Here is a 16,766-nt window from a genome sequence, read left to right on the forward strand (position 1 = left end):
ATCCGCTGGGGGATATGTGGGACAAATTCTGACATCTGCATCGGTGCTGCTGCTGGTGATCGTGGTCGCAGGTCTGGCCGTGCTAGGATACGTGATGGCGCGCCGCAGGGCCATCGCCTCTGCCGGGGGCGACGTCCGAAAACTTCATTCTTTGCCAGGATATTATGGCTACAATGCTGCGATGTGCGTGGCGATCCCGTCGCTTTTGGTGCTGGTTCTCTGGCTGCTGGTGCAGCCGGTGATCGTGCAGAACGCCGTGGTGGACATGATCCCCGACACGGCGGTCGCTGAAGGGTCTTCAATCAACCTCGTAATGAGCGATGTGCGCCGTCTGGCCGATGGGTTGGACGGGGCCGTGGCAGCCGGTGTGCTGACGCGGGACGAAGCCGTGACGCTGGACGCACAGACCGATTTGCGTGCCCGCCTGGCCAAGCGCGGCGTGGCATTGGGTGGTGATGTGAACGCTGCGGTGCTGAAAGCGGCGCAGAAATACCGCACGCTGAACGCCACCGGGCATTTGTGGCGCACTGTTATCGTGGCCGCGCTGGCGCTGGCCGGGCTGATCCTGGCCCTGCGCCGCAGCACAGCCGATTTTCGGGCCCGCAACATGGTTGAAAGCGGCATCAAGGCCCTTTTGATCCTCGCTGCATCGCTCGCCATTCTGACGACCGTGGGCATCGTGCTGTCGATGTTGTTTGAATCAATCAATTTCTTCCGCTTGCACCCCTGGCAAGATTTCTTTTTCGGATCAGCTTGGGCTCCGAATTTCCGTGGTGACAGTGATCTGTCGATCCTGCCGCTGCTTTGGGGCACGATTTATATCTCGGTCATTGCGTTGATCGTGGCGGTGCCGATCGGGCTGTTTGCCGCGATCTACCTTAGCGAATATGCCGGGCCCAAGGTGCGCGCCATTGCCAAACCTTTGCTGGAAATCCTCGCCGGTATCCCAACCATCGTTTATGGTCTGTTTGCCCTGCTGACGGTTGGCCCCGCGCTGGTCAAAGTGTTTGGCCGGGGTGACGACGGGCTCTTGGGCGTAGAATGGATGTCTGGGGCTACGTCGGTGCTGACGGCCGGGTTGGTCATGGGCATCATGTTGATCCCTTTCGTTTCTTCGCTGTCGGATGACATCATCAACGCGGTTCCACAGACGATGCGCGACGGGTCTTTCGGGCTGGGAGCTACCCATTCGGAGACCATTCGGCAGGTGGTGATCCCCGCAGCATTGCCGGGGATCGTGGGCGCCGTATTGCTGGCGGCCAGCCGTGCCATCGGCGAGACCATGATCGTGGTGCTGGGGGCAGGGGCGATTGCCCGCATTTCCGGCAACCCGTTGGAAGCCATGACAACAATCACCACCCGCATTGTCAGCCAACTGACGGGCGACGGCGATTTCTCAAGCCCTGAAACGCTGGTGGCCTTTGCCCTCGGTCTTACGCTTTTTGTCCTGACACTGGGGCTGAACGTGATGGCCCTATATATCGTGCGCAAATACCGGGAGCAGTACGAATGACCGATATCCCCAACCTCGCCACCCCAAGCGGTGCCTCGCTGCTGGTGCAAGACGCGCGCACGAAACGCCGCAATGCGGCTGAGACGCGGTTCAAGTTCTACGGCGTCGCGGCCATCGGGATCGGCCTGATGATGCTGATGGTTCTGTTGTTCACAATTGTGTCGCGTGGCACGGGCGCATTTCAGCAGACCTATGTCAGCCTGCCGGTGCAATTGCTTGCCGCCAAGCTGGACAAAAACGGCAATCGCAACCTTGACGAGATCAAGAAGGTATCGACCTTTGGGTATGCGCCTCTGATGCAGCAGGCTTTTGAAACCAAGATTGAAGCCGCCGGGATTGAAACAACTCTCAAGCCCAAGGCCATGGCCGATCTCTTGTCCAAGGACGCCGCCGCCACGCTGCGTGATTTTGTTCTAGCCAACCCAGAACTGATCGGCACGTCGGTTGACTTCGAGTTTTTGACCAACAGCCGGGTCGACGGCTATCTCAAGGGCCGTGTGACCCGCGACAGTATCGCCAACGATAAGAACATCAATATTGACCAATTGGATCTGGTCGACGCCCTGGTGACGGATGGCAGCCTGCGCAAACGCTTTAACCTTGATTTCATTACTGGCGGCGACGCATCGGACCAGCGGCCCGAGGCGGCCGGTATCGGCGTGGCGATGGTCGGGTCGTTTTTCATGATGTTGGTGGTGCTGGCGCTCGCCCTGCCCATCGGCGTTGCCGCCTCGATCTATCTTGAGGAATTTGCCCCGAAGAATTGGATCACAGACATCATCGAGGTAAACATCTCGAACCTCGCAGCGGTGCCATCCATCGTTTTCGGTATCCTCGGGCTGGCCGTGTTTATCAACTACATGCACCTGCCCAATTCCGCCCCGCTGGTCGGGGGGCTGGTGCTGACGCTGATGACCCTGCCAACCATCATCATCTCGACACGCGCCTCGTTGAAATCCGTGCCGCCGTCGATCCGTGACGCGGCGCTGGGGGTAGGGGCGTCGAAAATGCAATCGGTGTTCCATCATGTCCTGCCACTCGCCGCACCTGGCATTCTAACCGGGACCATCATCGGGCTGGCGCAGGCATTGGGGGAAACCGCACCACTGCTGCTGATCGGCATGGTCGGTTTCATCGCCTCCAACCCCCCCGACAGCATTGCCTCGGGGTTGATGTCCCCGAACTCTGCCATGCCGGCCCAGATCTACGAATGGGCCAAACGCGCCGACCCCGCCTTTTACGAACGGGCCTGGGGCGGTATCATCATCCTGCTGGTGTTTCTGATCTCGATGAACGCCATCGCCGTACTGCTGCGCCGCCGGTTTGAGCGGCGCTGGTAAATTCAGAGGACGGGACCCATGAAAGACAACAGAATTTCGGAGAATGACGTGACAACGCACCCCGTCAAGATCGCGGCCCGCAATGTGCAGGTCTATTACGGCGACACCCATGCCATCAAGGACGTGAACGTCGATATCAGCGCCAATACTGTGACCGCATTTATCGGGCCATCGGGCTGTGGCAAGTCGACATTCCTGCGCTGTATCAACAGGATGAACGACACAATTGATGTATGCCGGGTAACTGGTGACATCCGCATCGACGGCGAAGATATCTATGACCGCAAAGTCGACCCTGTCCAGCTGCGGGCCAAGGTGGGCATGGTTTTTCAAAAACCGAACCCGTTTCCAAAGTCGATCTATGACAACGTCGCCTACGGTCCACGTATTCACGGGTTGGCACGCAACAAGACCGAATTGGACGAAATCGTCGAACGCGCTTTGCGGCGTGGCGCGATCTGGAACGAGGTTAAGGATCGGCTGCACGCACCCGGAACCGGACTGTCGGGTGGCCAACAACAGCGGCTGTGCATCGCACGCGCGGTGGCGACGGAACCCGAGGTGCTGCTGATGGATGAACCCTGTTCCGCGCTGGACCCGATTGCAACGGCACAAGTCGAGGAATTGATCGACGAATTGCGGAAGAACTTTTCGGTGGTGATCGTGACCCACTCGATGCAGCAGGCCGCGCGGGTCAGCCAGAAAACCGCCTTTTTCCACCTTGGTAATCTGGTCGAATTTGGCGACACCGACGACATTTTCACCAACCCCAAAGACCCCCGCACCGAGAGCTACATTACCGGCCGGATTGGATAATATCATGTCAGATCAACACATTGCATCAGCTTTTGACCGCGACCTAGAAGGCGTCCAGGCCCAGATCATGAAGATGGGCGGCCTGGTCGAAGATGCCATTAGGCTGGGCGCGCAATCACTGGAAACCCGCGACGAAGAACTCGCACTTCAGGTTAGGAACGGCGACCAAGCCATTGATGGGCTTGAAGAATTAATCAACGAAAGTGCTGCGCGAGTGATCGCCTTGCGGGCGCCCACAGCCGTCGATCTGCGCCTGACGTTGAGCGTGATCAAGATTAGTGCCAACCTGGAACGTATTGGCGACTATGCGAAAAATATGGCCAAGCGCACCAGTGTCTTGGCCCAGATGCCGCCCGTGAGCGACAGCACCGGTGCCATCCGCCGCATGGCGCGCACCGTCGAGGGTATGCTGAAAGACGCGCTGGACGCCTATATTCAACGCGACGCCAGCCTGGCGCTGGATGTGATCAGCCGCGACGAAGATGTCGACCAGATGTACAATGCGCTGTTCCGGGAATTCCTGACTTTTATGATGGAAGATCCGCGCAACATTACGGCCTGCATGCATCTGCACTTCATTGCCAAAAACGTTGAACGCATGGGCGACCATGTGACGGCCATTGCCGAGCAGGTGGTCTATCTGGTTACCGGCCAACATCCTGATGACGCGCGGCCAAAAGCCGATCAAACGTCTGTAAATACAAAGGGTTGAACAGTATGTCCGTGACACAGCCACAGGTTCTACTGGTCGAAGACGAACCGGCCCAACGTGAGGTGCTGGCCTATAATCTGGAGGCAGAAGGTTTTGCTGTGCGCCGTGCCGAGAATGGCGAGGAAGCGATGCTGCTCGTTGCTGAGGCGCTGCCGGATCTGGTGATCCTTGACTGGATGATGCCGCTGATGAGTGGGATTGAAGTGTGCCGACAGCTCAAAACGCGTGAGGACACGCGCAGTATTCCGATCATCATGCTGTCAGCGCGGTCCGAAGAGGTCGATACCGTGCGTGGGCTTGAGACCGGCGCGGATGATTATGTGATCAAGCCCTATAACCTGCGCGAACTGATGGCGCGGGTACGGACCCAGTTGCGGCGCACACGTCCTGCGGCGTCAGGGGCGATGCTGAGCTTTGATGATATCAACCTCGATCCTGAGCGTCACCGCGTCAGCCGTGCTGATCAGGAACTAAAGCTGGGACCGACGGAATACCGCTTGCTGATTACCTTGTTGGAAAAGCCCGGCCGGGTGTTCAGCCGCGATCAATTGCTGGACCACGTGTGGGGCCGTGACATCTATGTGGACACGCGGACGGTCGATGTTCACATCGCGCGGCTTAGAAAAGCGCTGACGCGTCATGGGGGTGGTGATCCCATCCGAACGGTGCGCGGTGCGGGCTACGCCTTGGGTTAGCACGCGGAACCGCGTGATTTCAAAGGTTTAGGCATAGGTTTTATTTACATAATACTGATTATAGGTATTGTGTAGATCTGTCAGGTGATATCACACTGCGCCCCTCTCGCCACAGTAAGGGTTGAATGACGGCTGACGCTGGACAGCAGCAGCCTTGCTCCGTTAACAATAATCAACCAATGAAAGTGCGCGCTGATGTCCTCCGTCCTGATCCTGAACGGTCCGAACCTGAACCTGCTCGGTTCCCGTCAGCCCGACGTCTACGGCACAACAACCCTGGCTGATGTTGAAGCGCTCTGCGTGACCGAGGCCACGCGTCTGGGTCAGAGCATTCAGTTCGAGCAAAGCAACCACGAAGGCGTGCTGATCGATCTCATTCATGCGGCCAAGGGCAAGCACGATGCGATCGTGCTGAATGCCGGTGCATATACCCACACCTCCGTGGCGCTAATGGATGCTATTTCGTCAGTCGAATTGCCCGTGATTGAAGTGCATCTGAGCAATATCCACGCGCGCGAGAGTTTTCGTCACAAGTCCTATATAGCGGCGGTGGCTGTTGGGCAGATTTGCGGCTTTGGCGCCTTTGGCTATGTCATGGCGCTGCAGGCGCTTAAAGATAGGCTTGTAAGTAAATGAATTTACGGGATTATCTCCATTTTGTGGCACATGCCCCAACGATCGAGGAACTGTGGGACGCGCATCTTGAGCGGATGGCGGAATTTGGGTTTGACCGACTGATCTATGGGTTTACCCGGTACCGCACATCGACGTCGTTGGGTGACCCTGAGGATTTCATCATCCTTAGCAATCACAAGCATGAATACCTCGATATGTTTCTTGGGGGTGGTCTGTATTTCCATGCGCCGATGGTTCGCTGGGCACTGGCGAATGAAGGTGCCTGTAGCTGGACGGTACTGCATGACATGTCGCGCGAGCGGGCCATGACACCTGCGGAGGCGCGGGTGCTGGATTTTAACCGTCGCATGGGCGTCACTGCGGGCTATACGGTGAGTTTCAAGTCGATTTCTGCCCGGTCTAAGGGCGCCATCGCGTTGACCGCGCGTGCGGGCACTACACAGGCCGAGGTCGACGAGATATGGGCGGAGCACGGCGGTGATATTCAACTGATGAACGAGATTGCGCATCTCAAGATCCTCACCCTGCCCTATAGCACTCCCAGTCGCGCCCTGACGCGGCGGCAGCGCGAGGCGCTTGAATGGGTCGGTGATGGCAAGACAATGCAGGATATCGCTGTGTTGATGGGTTTGACCTCAGCGACCGTGGAAAAGCATCTGCGCCTGGCGCGCGAGGCGCTGTCTGTCGAAACAACCGCGCAGGCCGTGCTCAAGGCGGCATTTGCCAATCAGATGTTTGTATTGGACGTCTGACGAGCAGTTTCCGGCAAAAATCGTATCGAAGGTATGGAATCCCTTACTAGCGATTTGGAAAAGGTTAACGCAAGGTAACCTTGCTTCTGCTGGTTGGTTTGGCCACTTGAGCAACGGCGCCTAAATCTTTGCAATTTCAAGGCTCTTTGGCGCCGCCGGGTTCAGCTGGGCCTATTTATCGGCCTGGTTGACCGGGGTAATTGTGTCCCCGCTCCTCCCCGAGCACCCCGTCGCGGGACGCATGTGGGATCATCGCCGTGTGGTGATCCCGCCTTTCCTGCCTGCGGCAGAAAATGAGGGACGCTGTCCCTCAAACTCCCTGAGGGTATTTGCGACCCGAAAAAGCAGGCAAGAAAAAAGGCGATGCATCAAAATACACCGCCTCGTTTCAAGATTTATTAGGGTGTTTAGCCTTTGGCGGCTTTGGCCACTTCGGCGGCGAAATCTTCCTTGATGACTTCGATGCCTTCGCCCACTTCGAGACGAATGAAACCGGTGATTGTTGCACCTGCTTCTTCGGCGGCTTTGCCGACTGTAAGGTCAGGGTTAACAACGAAGGACTGGTTCAGCAGCGTCACTTCGGACATGTACTTTTGCATACGCCCAACGATCATCATTTCGATCACGGCCTCTGGCTTGCCGCTTTCGCGGGCGATATCCATCTGAACCTGCTTTTCTTTTTCCACAACCGCTGGATCAAGATCGGCCTCGGACAGGGACGCAGGGTTCACGGCGGCGATGTGCATGGCAACCTGTTTGCCAAACTCTTCGTTGCCACCGGTCATTGCGACCAGAACACCGATTTTGCCCATCCCGGGTGCGGCAGCGTTGTGTACGTAGGACACAACTGTATCACCGTCGATGGTGGCCATGCGGCGGACCGACATGTTTTCACCGATCACGGCAACCGCGTCTGTCACGGTCTGCTCGACGGTCTTGCCGTTCATGTCAGCCGCTTTCAGCGCGTCGATGTCGGCGGCCTTAACGGCCACGTTCGCGATACCGGCCACCATTTTCTGGAAGTCGGCGTTTTTGCCCACGAAATCGGTTTCGGAGTTCACTTCGACAGCGGCGCCATGGCCGCCTTCGACCTTAACAGCCACGAGGCCTTCGGCTGCTGTGCGGCCGGATTTCTTGGCGGCTTTGGCGAGGCCTTTGGTGCGCAGCCAGTCAACGGCCGCTTCCATGTCGCCATCGGTTTCTGTCAGCGCCTTTTTGGCGTCCATCATGCCTGCGCCAGTGCTGTCGCGCAGTTCTTTGACCATAGATGCGGTGATTGCCATCTGTAGGTTCTCCTTTTGGGAATCGGGGTCGGGCATAGGCCCGTCATTCATAAAAATTTGAGCGGTGAAACATGGGGCAGGATATCCCTGCCCCATGTTTCAGGACCGTGACAGAATTAGCTTTGCGCTTTTTCGACGGTCTCTTTGGTGGATTCGATATCCAGTGGCGCATCTTTGGCCATAGCATCGTTGTGCACGGTCTCGTTAGATGCATTGCCGACTTCGACGCCTTCGCTCAGCGCTTCTTCTTCGGGCGCTTGTTCCATGGCACCCAGATCGACACCGGCGGCGCCCAGCTGTGCGGACATGCCGTCAAGTGCGGCGCGCGCGGCCAGATCGCAATACAGCGCGATGGCACGGGCAGCGTCGTCGTTGCCCGGGATGATATAGTCAATGCCGTCGGGCGGGCAGTTGGTGTCGACAACCGCAACAACCGGGATACCCAGTTTGTTGGCTTCGGCGATGGCCAGCTGTTCTTTTTTCACGTCGATGACGAAGATCAGGTCAGGGCGACCGCCCATTTCGCGAATACCGCCCAGCGATGCTTCCAGTTTGAACTGGTCGCGTTCCATGCCCAGACGCTCTTTCTTGGTCAGACCTTCAAAGCCGCGCTCGGACTGTTCGTCGATGGATTTCAGGCGCTGAATCGATTTGGACACGGTCTGCCAGTTGGTCAGCGTGCCGCCAAGCCAGCGGTGGTTCATGTAATACTGTGCGCATTTTTCGGCGGCGTCGGCGATCGGCTGTGCGGCCTGACGCTTGGTCCCGACGAACAGGATGCTGCCGCCTTTGGCGACGGTGTCACGGATGACCTGCAGGGCCTGGTCCAGCATTGGAACAGTCTGTGTCAGGTCCATGATGTGGATGCCGTTGCGTGCGCCGTAGATATACGGGCCCATGCGGGGGTTCCAGCGCTGTGTCTGGTGACCAAAGTGTACGCCTGCTTCGAGCAATTGGCGCATGGAGAACTCAGGAAGAGCCATGTCTTTATACCTTTCCGGTTTAGCCTCATCGGGGGTATGACAGCATGTGCTGCCAACCGGCGGACGCTTTGGGATTTCTCCCCAAAAGGCCCAACCCCGACTGCGGGTTTAAGTGGGGCGCGTATAGGCGTTATTTGTCAGGCGTGCAAGGGCTATTGCTCATCGACCACCAGGGGTGCGGTTGGGGTGGCCTGCGCGGCGCTGTGTCCGGCGCGCACCTGATCCTCGCAGGCCTTTGCCAGTGCTTTGCGGTTAGGGAAATCGGCGACGCTGAGAGGGGTGTGGTAAACGACCGTCACCGCCCCTTGCCGGGCCGGCGCCAGCGTGGCCAGCAGATGTGCGCCAAATGACATGTCACCCCACCAGCCATAAAACCGTACGTCGGCCCCCGGTGGGGCGTGATAGGCCACGCTGACCGGCTGCACTGCGATGACATCGCGCAGATCGGGGGCAAAGAAAGCTTCGAACAGGGTCGTTTTGAACGTGATCACCTGTTGCCCATCGGTGCTGGTGCCTTCGGGAAAGAACAGCAGCTTGTGACCGGCCAGCAGGCGGGCCTGAAACAGGTCTTTTTGCCTGCGCGCCTGTGCCGGTTCGCGCCGGATGAATACCGTGCCCGTGGCGCGTGCCAGCCAGCCGATACCGGGCCAACCTGCGACTTCGGACTTGGACACGAAATATATGCGTTTGACCGCATTCAGCGCAAAGATATCCAGCCAGGAGGTGTGGTTGGCCACCACCGCCCCCCGCCCTTGCATCGGCCGACCCTGCACGATGTGGCCAATCCCGAGGATGCAAAAGGCGGTCCGGCAGACCGCTTGTGTGATATGCGGGGTAACCGGTCGGTGCAGCCCGCAAAGCGGGCGTTCGAATAGTCTGATTGCCAGAAGCACCAGTAGGCCACCAAATACCAATACCCCCAGCGACAGGCCCCGTAGGACGACCCTGAGCCATCCCCTCGCTGTGATCTTCGTCGGCGGCGGTGGCGTGTTGCTGTCCCAGGTGATGGTCACGGGGCGCCACCGTAAATCCGCGCCTGACGGGCATTCATCTGGTTAGTGTCCATGATCAGGCAGACATCGGTGGTATTGAACGCGCGGTCGATAAAGGCCCCTTCGCCCACGCAGCCCCCCAGCCGCAGGTAGGCCTTGATCAGGCTGGGCATCTGCAACATCGCGGCGCGGCGGTCTAGATCGGCCTCGGCTATCAGGTTCATCGGTTGAAAACAGTCCGCATGGGCACGCACCCGCAATTCAGGCGGCGCCAGATGCCGGTGGTGCAGCATCGACAGCGGCTGGGCCAGTGACGCCGTATCGGTGCCATGAAAACTGGCAACGCCGAACAGCACCTCGATCTTGTGATCGGCCACATACTGCGCCAACGCACCCCAGAGGTAATGCATCGCCATGCCGCCGCGATAAGCCGGATCAAGGCAGGAACGCCCCAGTTCAAGTACCCGGCGGCCCGATCCAGTGAGTTTTGACAGGTCGTATTCTGCCTCGGAGTAAAAGCCCCCTGCCCGCGCGGCCATGTCGGCGCGCATCAGCCGATACACGCCCACCACGTCGCCGCTGCGCAAATCCCTCAGCAGCAGGTGATCGAAGTAAGGGTCAAAGCGATCCTGCTCAATCCGCTGATCATGGTCGACCATTGTACCGCCGCCGCCCAACTCTTCGACAAACACACGGTAGCGCAACTGCTGCGCCGCACGCAGGTCCTGTGGCGTCTCGGCCAAGGTCACCTGAAAATCTGTTGCCGGGCCGCGGGACATGGGCGGGTTCTGTGCCTTTGGTGCAATTGGCTGCGTGATAGGCAATTGCCCGATGCAGCGCAACACTTGCTATTTCCGCCCAACCGCCGCTAAACTATCTTTGGTTGTGTTAAGAAAACTTTTTCTATCGTTAAGATTTTGACAAGGATGATCCGGCATCAAAGACGGGTATCAACCCTAAGCGAAAGCTGTCTATGACAATCTTGCCCTGGTCGCGAAAATTGACTGTCACTTTGCCGCCCACGTTGCTTTGCACTTGGCCGACGCCCCAATCGGGCTGGTCGGGGTGGCGCACCAACATGCCGGGTACCAGCACTGCGTTCAAATCATCCATTTGTCGTCCTGCCATCATAGGGGGCCAGCATGGGCCAAAGTCATCTTAACCTATCTGCCTTGATCGGCAGTCGCATCTGCCACGATCTGATATCTCCGGTCGGTGCAATCAACAACGGGTTAGAATTGCTGAACATGTCTGGTGTGGTGCAGGGACCTGAACTGGACCTGATCGGCCAAAGCGTCGGCAGCGCCACCGCCCGCATCCGTTTCTTTCGCATCGCCTTTGGCGCGGCAGGTGAACAATCGGTTGGCCGAGCCGAGGTGGTTTCGATCCTGCGCGATCTTTACAGCGGTGGGCGCCTATCGGTGGACTGGACCCCTGAAGAACCACAATCCCGCAATATCACGCGTTTAGTGTTTCTGGCAATCTTGTGCCTTGAAACGGCGATGCCTTACGGGGGGCGCATCGCGATAGAGGTTCAAGACGGCCATTGGAAACTGCGGGCCACGGCCGACAAGATTTCCGTCGATCCCGACCTATGGGCCCTGTTGGAAAACCCCGATCAAAGCGACAAACTGCAACCGGCGCATGTGCAATTCGTGCTGCTGCCGATGATTGCATCGGACATCGGGCGGCTGGTGGGGTCGCAGTCAGATGAGACCACCCTCACGATCCGGTTTTAGGCTAGCTCCGCACCGTTCCATCGCCACGCACAAGGTATTTAAAGCTGGTCAACTGCGCGGCACCAACCGGCCCGCGGGCATGCATTTTGCCCGTGGCAATACCGATCTCGGCGCCCATGCCAAACTCACCGCCATCGGCAAATTGGGTTGAGGCGTTGTGCATGAGGATCGCTGAATCCAATTCATTCATGAACCGCGCTGCCGCACCCGCGTCTTCCGTCAGGATGCAGTCGGTGTGGTTCGATCCGAACTGCCTGATATGGGCGATCGCCGCGTCGATGTCTGGCACCACCCGCGCGGCGATGATCATGTCCAGATATTCGCGGCCCCAATCATCGTCTTGCGCTGGCGTGGCGCCGGGCACTGTGGTCAGGGCGCTGTCCACACGGACTTCGACGCCGGCATCGATCAAAGCACGGATAACCCCCTGCCCGATTGTTTTGGCCACTTTTTCATGGATCAGCAGGCATTCCGCAGCACCACAGATGCCGGTGCGGCGGGTCTTGGCATTCAGGACAACCTTGAGCGCCTTTTCGGGGTCCGCTTCGGCGTCGATGTAGATATGCACGATGCCTTCGAGATGCGCAAAAACCGGCACGCGCGCCTCGCGTTGCACCAGACCAACCAAACCCTTGCCGCCCCGTGGCACGATCACGTCGATGGTATCGGTCATCGTCAGCATCTCGCGCACGGCGGCGCGGTCGCGCGTTGGCACCAGTTGCACCGCGTCTTCGGGCAGACCGGCGTCGCGCAGCCCCTGTTGCAGGCAGGCGTGAATGGCACGCGATGAATGAAAACTTTCCGATCCGCCACGCAGGATCACGGCGTTGCCAGCCTTGAGGCAAAGCGCGCCCGCATCGGCGGTCACATTGGGGCGCGATTCATAGATCACGCCGATCACGCCGAGCGGTGTGCGCACGCGCTGTATATTGAGCCCCGACGGCTGATCCCAATCGGCCAAGACCTCGCCCACCGGATCGGGCTGTTCCGCAACACTGCGCAACCCGTCAACCATGCTGCGGATGCGGTCTTCGTCCAGTGTCAAACGGTCCATCATCGCGTCCGACAGGCCCTTGTCGCGGCCAAAGTCGAGATCCTTGGCGTTTGCGGCGAGAATATCACTGCGGTTTGCCCAGACTGCGTCGGCGGCACTGATCAGGGCGGCATGTTTACGCTCGGCAGAGGCAGTGGCCAAACGCGCTGCCGCAATGCGGGCGCGCGCGCCGATGTCGGCCATAAGTTCGGGGATATTTTCAAAGTCTTTCATAGCCCTACACCCTTTTGTTAAAGTCAGTCAGGCCGAAACCGGCCCGTTACAGTGCCATATCATCGCGGTGAATCAAAGCAGCCCGACCCGGATAGCCCAAAAGCCGCTCGATTTCGGCGCTTTGGTGGCCTTTGATCTGTGCTGCCTCAACCGAGGAATAGCGGCACAGCCCATAGCCAATTGCACGGCCCGCAGGATCAAGCAACGCCACGCTGTCACCGCGTTCGAACGGGCCGGTGACGGCAGTTATGCCCGCAGGCAACAGCGATTTTCCCCGCGCCATCGCCGCCACGGCACCGGCATCAAGTGTAACTGATCCGCGTGGTTTCATGGCCGCGATCCAGCGTTTGCGCGCGGCTTGTGGATCGGTCTGGGCGGTGAACCATGTGGCGTTAGCCCCGCCTTCCAAAGCAGACAAGGGGCGCATGATTGACCCTTCGGTGATCGCCATGGCGCAGCCGGCCGCCGTGGCCGTGCGGGCCGCCATCAATTTGGTCTTCATGCCGCCCTTGGACAGGCCAGATCCCGCATCGCCCGCCATCGCCTCAATCTCGGGGGTGATTTCATCAATGATGTCATAGCGTTGCGCTGATGGGTCTTCGGATGGGTTGGCGCTGTAGAATCCATCGACATCCGACAGCAGGATCAACTGATCCGCCCCCACCGTCACCGCGATTTGTGCCGCCAAACGGTCATTGTCACCAAAGCGGATTTCATCGGTCGCCACGGTGTCATTTTCGTTGACGATCGGGACCACGCCCAGCGACAGCAACTGCTCCATCGTGGCACGGCTATTGAGGTAGCGGCGGCGGTTGGCGCTGTCTTCGAGCGTGACAAGCACCTGTGCGGTGGTGATGCCATGCGGGGCGAGAATTTCCTCATAGGCGCGGGCCAGTCTGATCTGGCCCACCGCCGCAGCGGCCTGCGCCTGTTCCAACGCCAGCGTCGTCATCGGCAGGCCCAGTACGCCGCGCCCCAGCGCGATAGAACCGGAGGAAACGAGCACAACGTCGATCCCCAAGCCCTTGAGCCACACGACATCAAGCGCCAGCCCTTTCAGCCAGTCGTGTCGCAATGCTCCGGTGTTGCGGTCCACCAACAGGGCGGAGCCGATCTTGACCACGACACGGGTGGCGCGACTTAGGGTTGCCAAGGTGCTTCTTCCTCGGCCGGACGATGGCGCAGGCGGTCTTCGTCGATGTTCTGGCGCAGGGTCCGCAGCACTTCGACGACACCTTCGCGCGCCACACCGGACATCATCATCACATCGCCGCCGCAGGCTTTTTCCAATTCTTTCCGCTTGGTTACGCGTTCTTCTTCATCCAACGCATCAACTTTGTTCAGGACAGTAACCCGTGGCTTGTCAGCCAAATCGCCACCGTAGGCTTCGAGTTCGGTGATGATGGTCTGATAGTCCTCGGCGACGGTTTCCGAGGTGCCATCGACCAGATGCAGCAGGACCGCGCAGCGTTCCACATGGCCTAAGAACAGATCGCCCAGACCCCGCCCTTCGGACGCGCCTTCGATCAGGCCGGGAATGTCGGCGACGACAAATTCGGTGTTGTCCACGCCGACCACACCCAGGTTGGGGTGCAGGGTGGTGAAGGGGTAATCGGCTATTTTTGGTCGCGCGTTTGAGGTCGCCGCCAGAAAGGTGGATTTGCCCGCATTGGGCAGACCCAGCAGTCCAACATCTGCAATCAGTTTCAGCCGCAGCCAAAGCGTGCGTTCCACGCCCTCCTGCCCTGGGTTGGCCCGGCGCGGGGCCTGATTGGTGGCGGATTTGAAATGCAGGTTGCCCCAACCGCCGTTACCGCCACGTGCAAGTTGCACGCGCTGGCCCAGCTCTGTCAGGTCTGCGATCACTGTTTCCTGATCCTCATCAAGGATCTCGGTGCCGACAGGCACGCGCAGGATGATGTCCTCGCCATCTTTGCCGGTGCGCTGCTTGCCCATGCCTGGCTGGCCGCTTTTGGCAAAGAAGTGTTGCTGATAGCGAAAGTCGATCAACGTGTTCAACCCATCCACGGCCTCGGCCCAGACAGAACCGCCGCCACCGCCATCGCCGCCATCCGGACCACCGTATTCGATGAATTTCTCACGCCGGAACGATATACAACCGCCCCCGCCCCCGCCGGAACGGATATAGACTTTGCACAGGTCGAGAAATTTCATGGGCTTGCCTTTCGGGGGCGGATAATGGGCCTAAAGCTTGCGGCTATAGGTCCATGTGGGTACGGCAGCATCGCGCGCCAGACAATAGATTTCGGCATCCCCGAGGTACACAAATCCCGCATTTGTCAGCACCTTGGCCGAGGCCGGGTTGTCGTGAAACACCGACGCGAACATAGCATCGTTTTTCAACGGGTTGGCCTGAACCATTGCCAGCACGGCGTCGGACGCCAAATGGGTGTTCCAAAAGGCCGGTGCCACCCAATAGCCGACTTCAGATTGGTTGCGGTCCAGCCGGGTCAGGGAAATTACGCCCATCACCTCGGAGCTGCCGGATTTTGTGCCATCCATGACCCAGACGTCTTCTTCGCGCGGCTCTGCCATGGCCCGGGTCACAAAGGCTTCGATCGTGCCGGGTGGCAAAGGGTGTGGGATGGAAGCGGTAGTCATCGCCACGCGCGGGTCGCTGGCGTACATTTCGATCAGACCTTGATCAGACCGGCGCGTCGGGCGCAGGTCAAAGCGGTCGGTTTCGATCACCGGTTGGTTCACAATGGGTTCCATTTGCATCGTCATGTTCCTCCTCCGAACAGCACGAACGCGGCATTGGCCCCAAGAGGCGTTGCCAAAGTCCACATTAGATAAGTCGTCGCGCGGCGTGATGCCAGTGCGGTGCGCCCTGCATCGCTGCAAAATGTAACACCACAGTGAATTCGCATCGCCACTAGGGCCGCCAATGGCGACAGCCGCAGCGTGCCGGGACGGGATACATCACACATGAAAACAATCCGTAAAAACAAAAATGGGACCGGCGGTAGCGCCGATCCCAGAATTTTTTCAAACCTTACAGGGTACGGCTTATTCAGCGGCCTCCGCGCGCGGCAGAACCGAAATAAACGTACGGTTTTTAAGGCCTTTGTGGAATTGGACATTGCCATCCACCACGGCAAAGATCGTGTGATCCTTACCCATGCCCACACCTGCGCCCGGCCAGAACTTGGTACCGCGCTGACGCACGACGATATTGCCTGGGATGACGGATTCGCCACCGTATTTTTTCACGCCAAGGCGACGACCAGCTGAGTCGCGCCCGTTACGGGATGAACCGCCTGCTTTTTTATGTGCCATCTCGGTCTCTCCTTAGCCTTTGGTCTTTTCTTTGGCCTGTTCGATCCAGCCTTCACGCTCGATCCGGCCTTTGAAAGACAGTTTCTCGTCCATCTCGGCGATGTCCGCTTCGGTCCATGCTGCGACTTGAGCGAATGTGGTGATACCCGCTTCGTGCAGTTTCTTCTCAAGTGCCGGGCCAACGCCGCTCAGCTCTTTAAGATCGTCCGCGCCCGCGTCGGCTTTTTTCGCCTTGGGGGCTGCTTTTTCTGCTTTCGCCTTAGGGGCGGCCGCTTTTTCAGCTTTTGGCGCTTTCTTGGCCTTGGCTTGCTTGGTGATGCCATCGACGGTCTTGGCGGTGATCGCTGCCACGGCGGCGGCGCTCACGGAACCGGTGCCGATGGCCGCAGCCACGCCCGACTTGTCCGCGCCAGAGGCGAGGATGTCAGTGATCTTGACCAGTGTCAGTTTCTGACGGTGGCCTTTGGTGCGCTTGGAAGAGTGCTTCCGGCGGCGCTTGACGAAGTGGATGACTTTCTCGCCCTTGATCTGGTCCACGACCTCGGCCTGAACGCCTGCGTCCTTGACCATAGGTGCGCCGAGAACCGGCTTGTCGCCGCCCAGCATCAGAACTTCGTTGAACTGGATCTTTTCGCCAGCATTGGCCGCAATACGTTCAACCCGCAGCATATCGCCGGATTGTACCTTGTATTGCTTGCCGCCTGTCTTGATGACCGCAAACATGCGTCTTCCTTTTCT

Annotated in this window: 19 protein-coding genes; 8 read left to right on the forward strand and 11 right to left on the reverse strand. The window is 58.9% G+C overall.

Annotated features, from left to right (window positions below; all coding sequences use genetic code 11):
• The first annotated feature begins 94 nt into the window (after positions 1-94).
• The 7 genes from pstC (at position 95) to AC1965_RS08100 (ending at position 6,464) form a co-directional block, all read left to right on the forward strand.
• The gene (gene pstC, locus AC1965_RS08070) at positions 95-1,513 is read left to right on the forward strand and encodes a phosphate ABC transporter permease subunit PstC (protein WP_483887006.1); all 1,419 of its coding nucleotides are present in this window, start codon (positions 95-97) and stop codon (positions 1,511-1,513) included.
• Positions 1,510-2,853: a phosphate ABC transporter permease PstA gene (gene pstA, locus AC1965_RS08075; RefSeq protein WP_483886767.1), complete on the forward strand. Its 1,344-nt coding sequence runs from the start codon at positions 1,510-1,512 to the stop codon at positions 2,851-2,853. Before pstC ends, pstA begins: the two co-directional genes overlap by 4 nt.
• Before the next feature lie 18 nt (positions 2,854-2,871).
• The gene (pstB, locus tag AC1965_RS08080; RefSeq protein ID WP_483886768.1) at positions 2,872-3,669 is read left to right on the forward strand and encodes a phosphate ABC transporter ATP-binding protein PstB; all 798 of its coding nucleotides are present in this window, start codon (positions 2,872-2,874) and stop codon (positions 3,667-3,669) included.
• Positions 3,670-3,673: 4 nt separating this feature from the next.
• Positions 3,674-4,381: a phosphate signaling complex protein PhoU gene (gene phoU / locus AC1965_RS08085; RefSeq protein ID WP_483886769.1), complete on the forward strand. Its 708-nt coding sequence runs from the start codon at positions 3,674-3,676 to the stop codon at positions 4,379-4,381.
• Positions 4,382-4,386: 5 nt separating this feature from the next.
• On the forward strand, positions 4,387-5,076 hold the full coding sequence (gene phoB, locus AC1965_RS08090; protein ID WP_483886770.1) for a phosphate regulon transcriptional regulator PhoB: 690 nt from the start codon (positions 4,387-4,389) through the stop codon (positions 5,074-5,076).
• A 195-nt stretch (positions 5,077-5,271) separates the two neighbouring features.
• Entirely contained in the window at positions 5,272-5,712 is a 441-nt protein-coding gene (gene aroQ / locus AC1965_RS08095; protein ID WP_483886771.1) for a type II 3-dehydroquinate dehydratase, read from the forward strand.
• Complete coding sequence (locus tag AC1965_RS08100) at positions 5,709-6,464, forward strand: LuxR family transcriptional regulator (RefSeq protein ID WP_483886772.1); 756 nt, start codon at positions 5,709-5,711, stop codon at positions 6,462-6,464. The genes aroQ and AC1965_RS08100 overlap by 4 nt, the downstream gene beginning before the upstream one ends.
• Positions 6,465-6,871: 407 nt before the next feature.
• Here AC1965_RS08100 and tsf read toward each other — a convergent pair whose 3' ends face one another.
• The 5 genes from tsf to AC1965_RS08125 all read right to left on the reverse strand — a co-directional run bounded on the left by tsf (position 6,872) and on the right by AC1965_RS08125 (position 10,835).
• Positions 6,872-7,747, reverse strand: coding sequence for a translation elongation factor Ts (gene tsf / locus AC1965_RS08105; RefSeq protein WP_483886773.1), 876 nt, complete (start codon positions 7,745-7,747; stop codon positions 6,872-6,874).
• Positions 7,748-7,863: 116 nt separating this feature from the next.
• Entirely contained in the window at positions 7,864-8,730 is an 867-nt protein-coding gene (gene rpsB, locus AC1965_RS08110; protein WP_483886774.1) for a 30S ribosomal protein S2, read from the reverse strand.
• A gap of 152 nt (positions 8,731-8,882) precedes the next feature.
• The gene (gene olsA, locus AC1965_RS08115) at positions 8,883-9,743 is read right to left on the reverse strand and encodes a lyso-ornithine lipid O-acyltransferase (RefSeq protein ID WP_483886775.1); all 861 of its coding nucleotides are present in this window, start codon (positions 9,741-9,743) and stop codon (positions 8,883-8,885) included.
• Positions 9,740-10,501 (reverse strand): L-ornithine N(alpha)-acyltransferase, encoded by a 762-nt coding sequence (gene olsB, locus AC1965_RS08120; protein WP_483886776.1) that lies wholly within the window; start codon positions 10,499-10,501, stop codon positions 9,740-9,742. Before olsB ends, olsA begins: the two co-directional genes overlap by 4 nt.
• Before the next feature lie 130 nt (positions 10,502-10,631).
• Positions 10,632-10,835 carry a DUF3553 domain-containing protein gene (locus AC1965_RS08125; RefSeq protein WP_483886777.1) on the reverse strand — a complete coding sequence of 68 codons (204 nt, stop codon included), beginning with the start codon at positions 10,833-10,835 and terminating at the stop codon, positions 10,632-10,634.
• Between the two features lie 29 nt (positions 10,836-10,864).
• Between AC1965_RS08125 and AC1965_RS08130 the strand changes: the two genes are divergently transcribed.
• Positions 10,865-11,461 (forward strand): histidine phosphotransferase family protein, encoded by a 597-nt coding sequence (locus tag AC1965_RS08130; protein ID WP_483886778.1) that lies wholly within the window; start codon positions 10,865-10,867, stop codon positions 11,459-11,461.
• 1 nt (position 11,462) lies between these two features.
• On the opposite strand, the gene AC1965_RS08135 is transcribed toward AC1965_RS08130, so the two are convergent.
• The 6 genes from AC1965_RS08135 to AC1965_RS08160 form a co-directional block, all read right to left on the reverse strand.
• The gene (locus tag AC1965_RS08135) at positions 11,463-12,728 is read right to left on the reverse strand and encodes a glutamate-5-semialdehyde dehydrogenase (RefSeq protein ID WP_483886779.1); all 1,266 of its coding nucleotides are present in this window, start codon (positions 12,726-12,728) and stop codon (positions 11,463-11,465) included.
• A gap of 46 nt (positions 12,729-12,774) precedes the next feature.
• Positions 12,775-13,881 (reverse strand): glutamate 5-kinase, encoded by a 1,107-nt coding sequence (gene proB, locus AC1965_RS08140; RefSeq protein WP_483886780.1) that lies wholly within the window; start codon positions 13,879-13,881, stop codon positions 12,775-12,777.
• Positions 13,869-14,903: a GTPase ObgE gene (gene obgE / locus AC1965_RS08145; protein ID WP_483886781.1), complete on the reverse strand. Its 1,035-nt coding sequence runs from the start codon at positions 14,901-14,903 to the stop codon at positions 13,869-13,871. Before obgE ends, proB begins: the two co-directional genes overlap by 13 nt.
• A gap of 30 nt (positions 14,904-14,933) precedes the next feature.
• Positions 14,934-15,470, reverse strand: a complete 537-nt coding sequence (locus AC1965_RS08150; RefSeq protein WP_483887007.1) for a GNAT family N-acetyltransferase — start codon at positions 15,468-15,470, stop codon at positions 14,934-14,936.
• Between the two features lie 288 nt (positions 15,471-15,758).
• Entirely contained in the window at positions 15,759-16,028 is a 270-nt protein-coding gene (gene rpmA, locus AC1965_RS08155) for a 50S ribosomal protein L27 (RefSeq protein ID WP_483886782.1), read from the reverse strand.
• A gap of 12 nt (positions 16,029-16,040) precedes the next feature.
• On the reverse strand, positions 16,041-16,751 hold the full coding sequence (locus AC1965_RS08160) for a 50S ribosomal protein L21 (protein ID WP_483886783.1): 711 nt from the start codon (positions 16,749-16,751) through the stop codon (positions 16,041-16,043).
• Positions 16,752-16,766: the final 15 nt, after the last annotated feature.

It is taken from the genome of Sulfitobacter sp. KMM 9851, assembly GCF_057178245.1.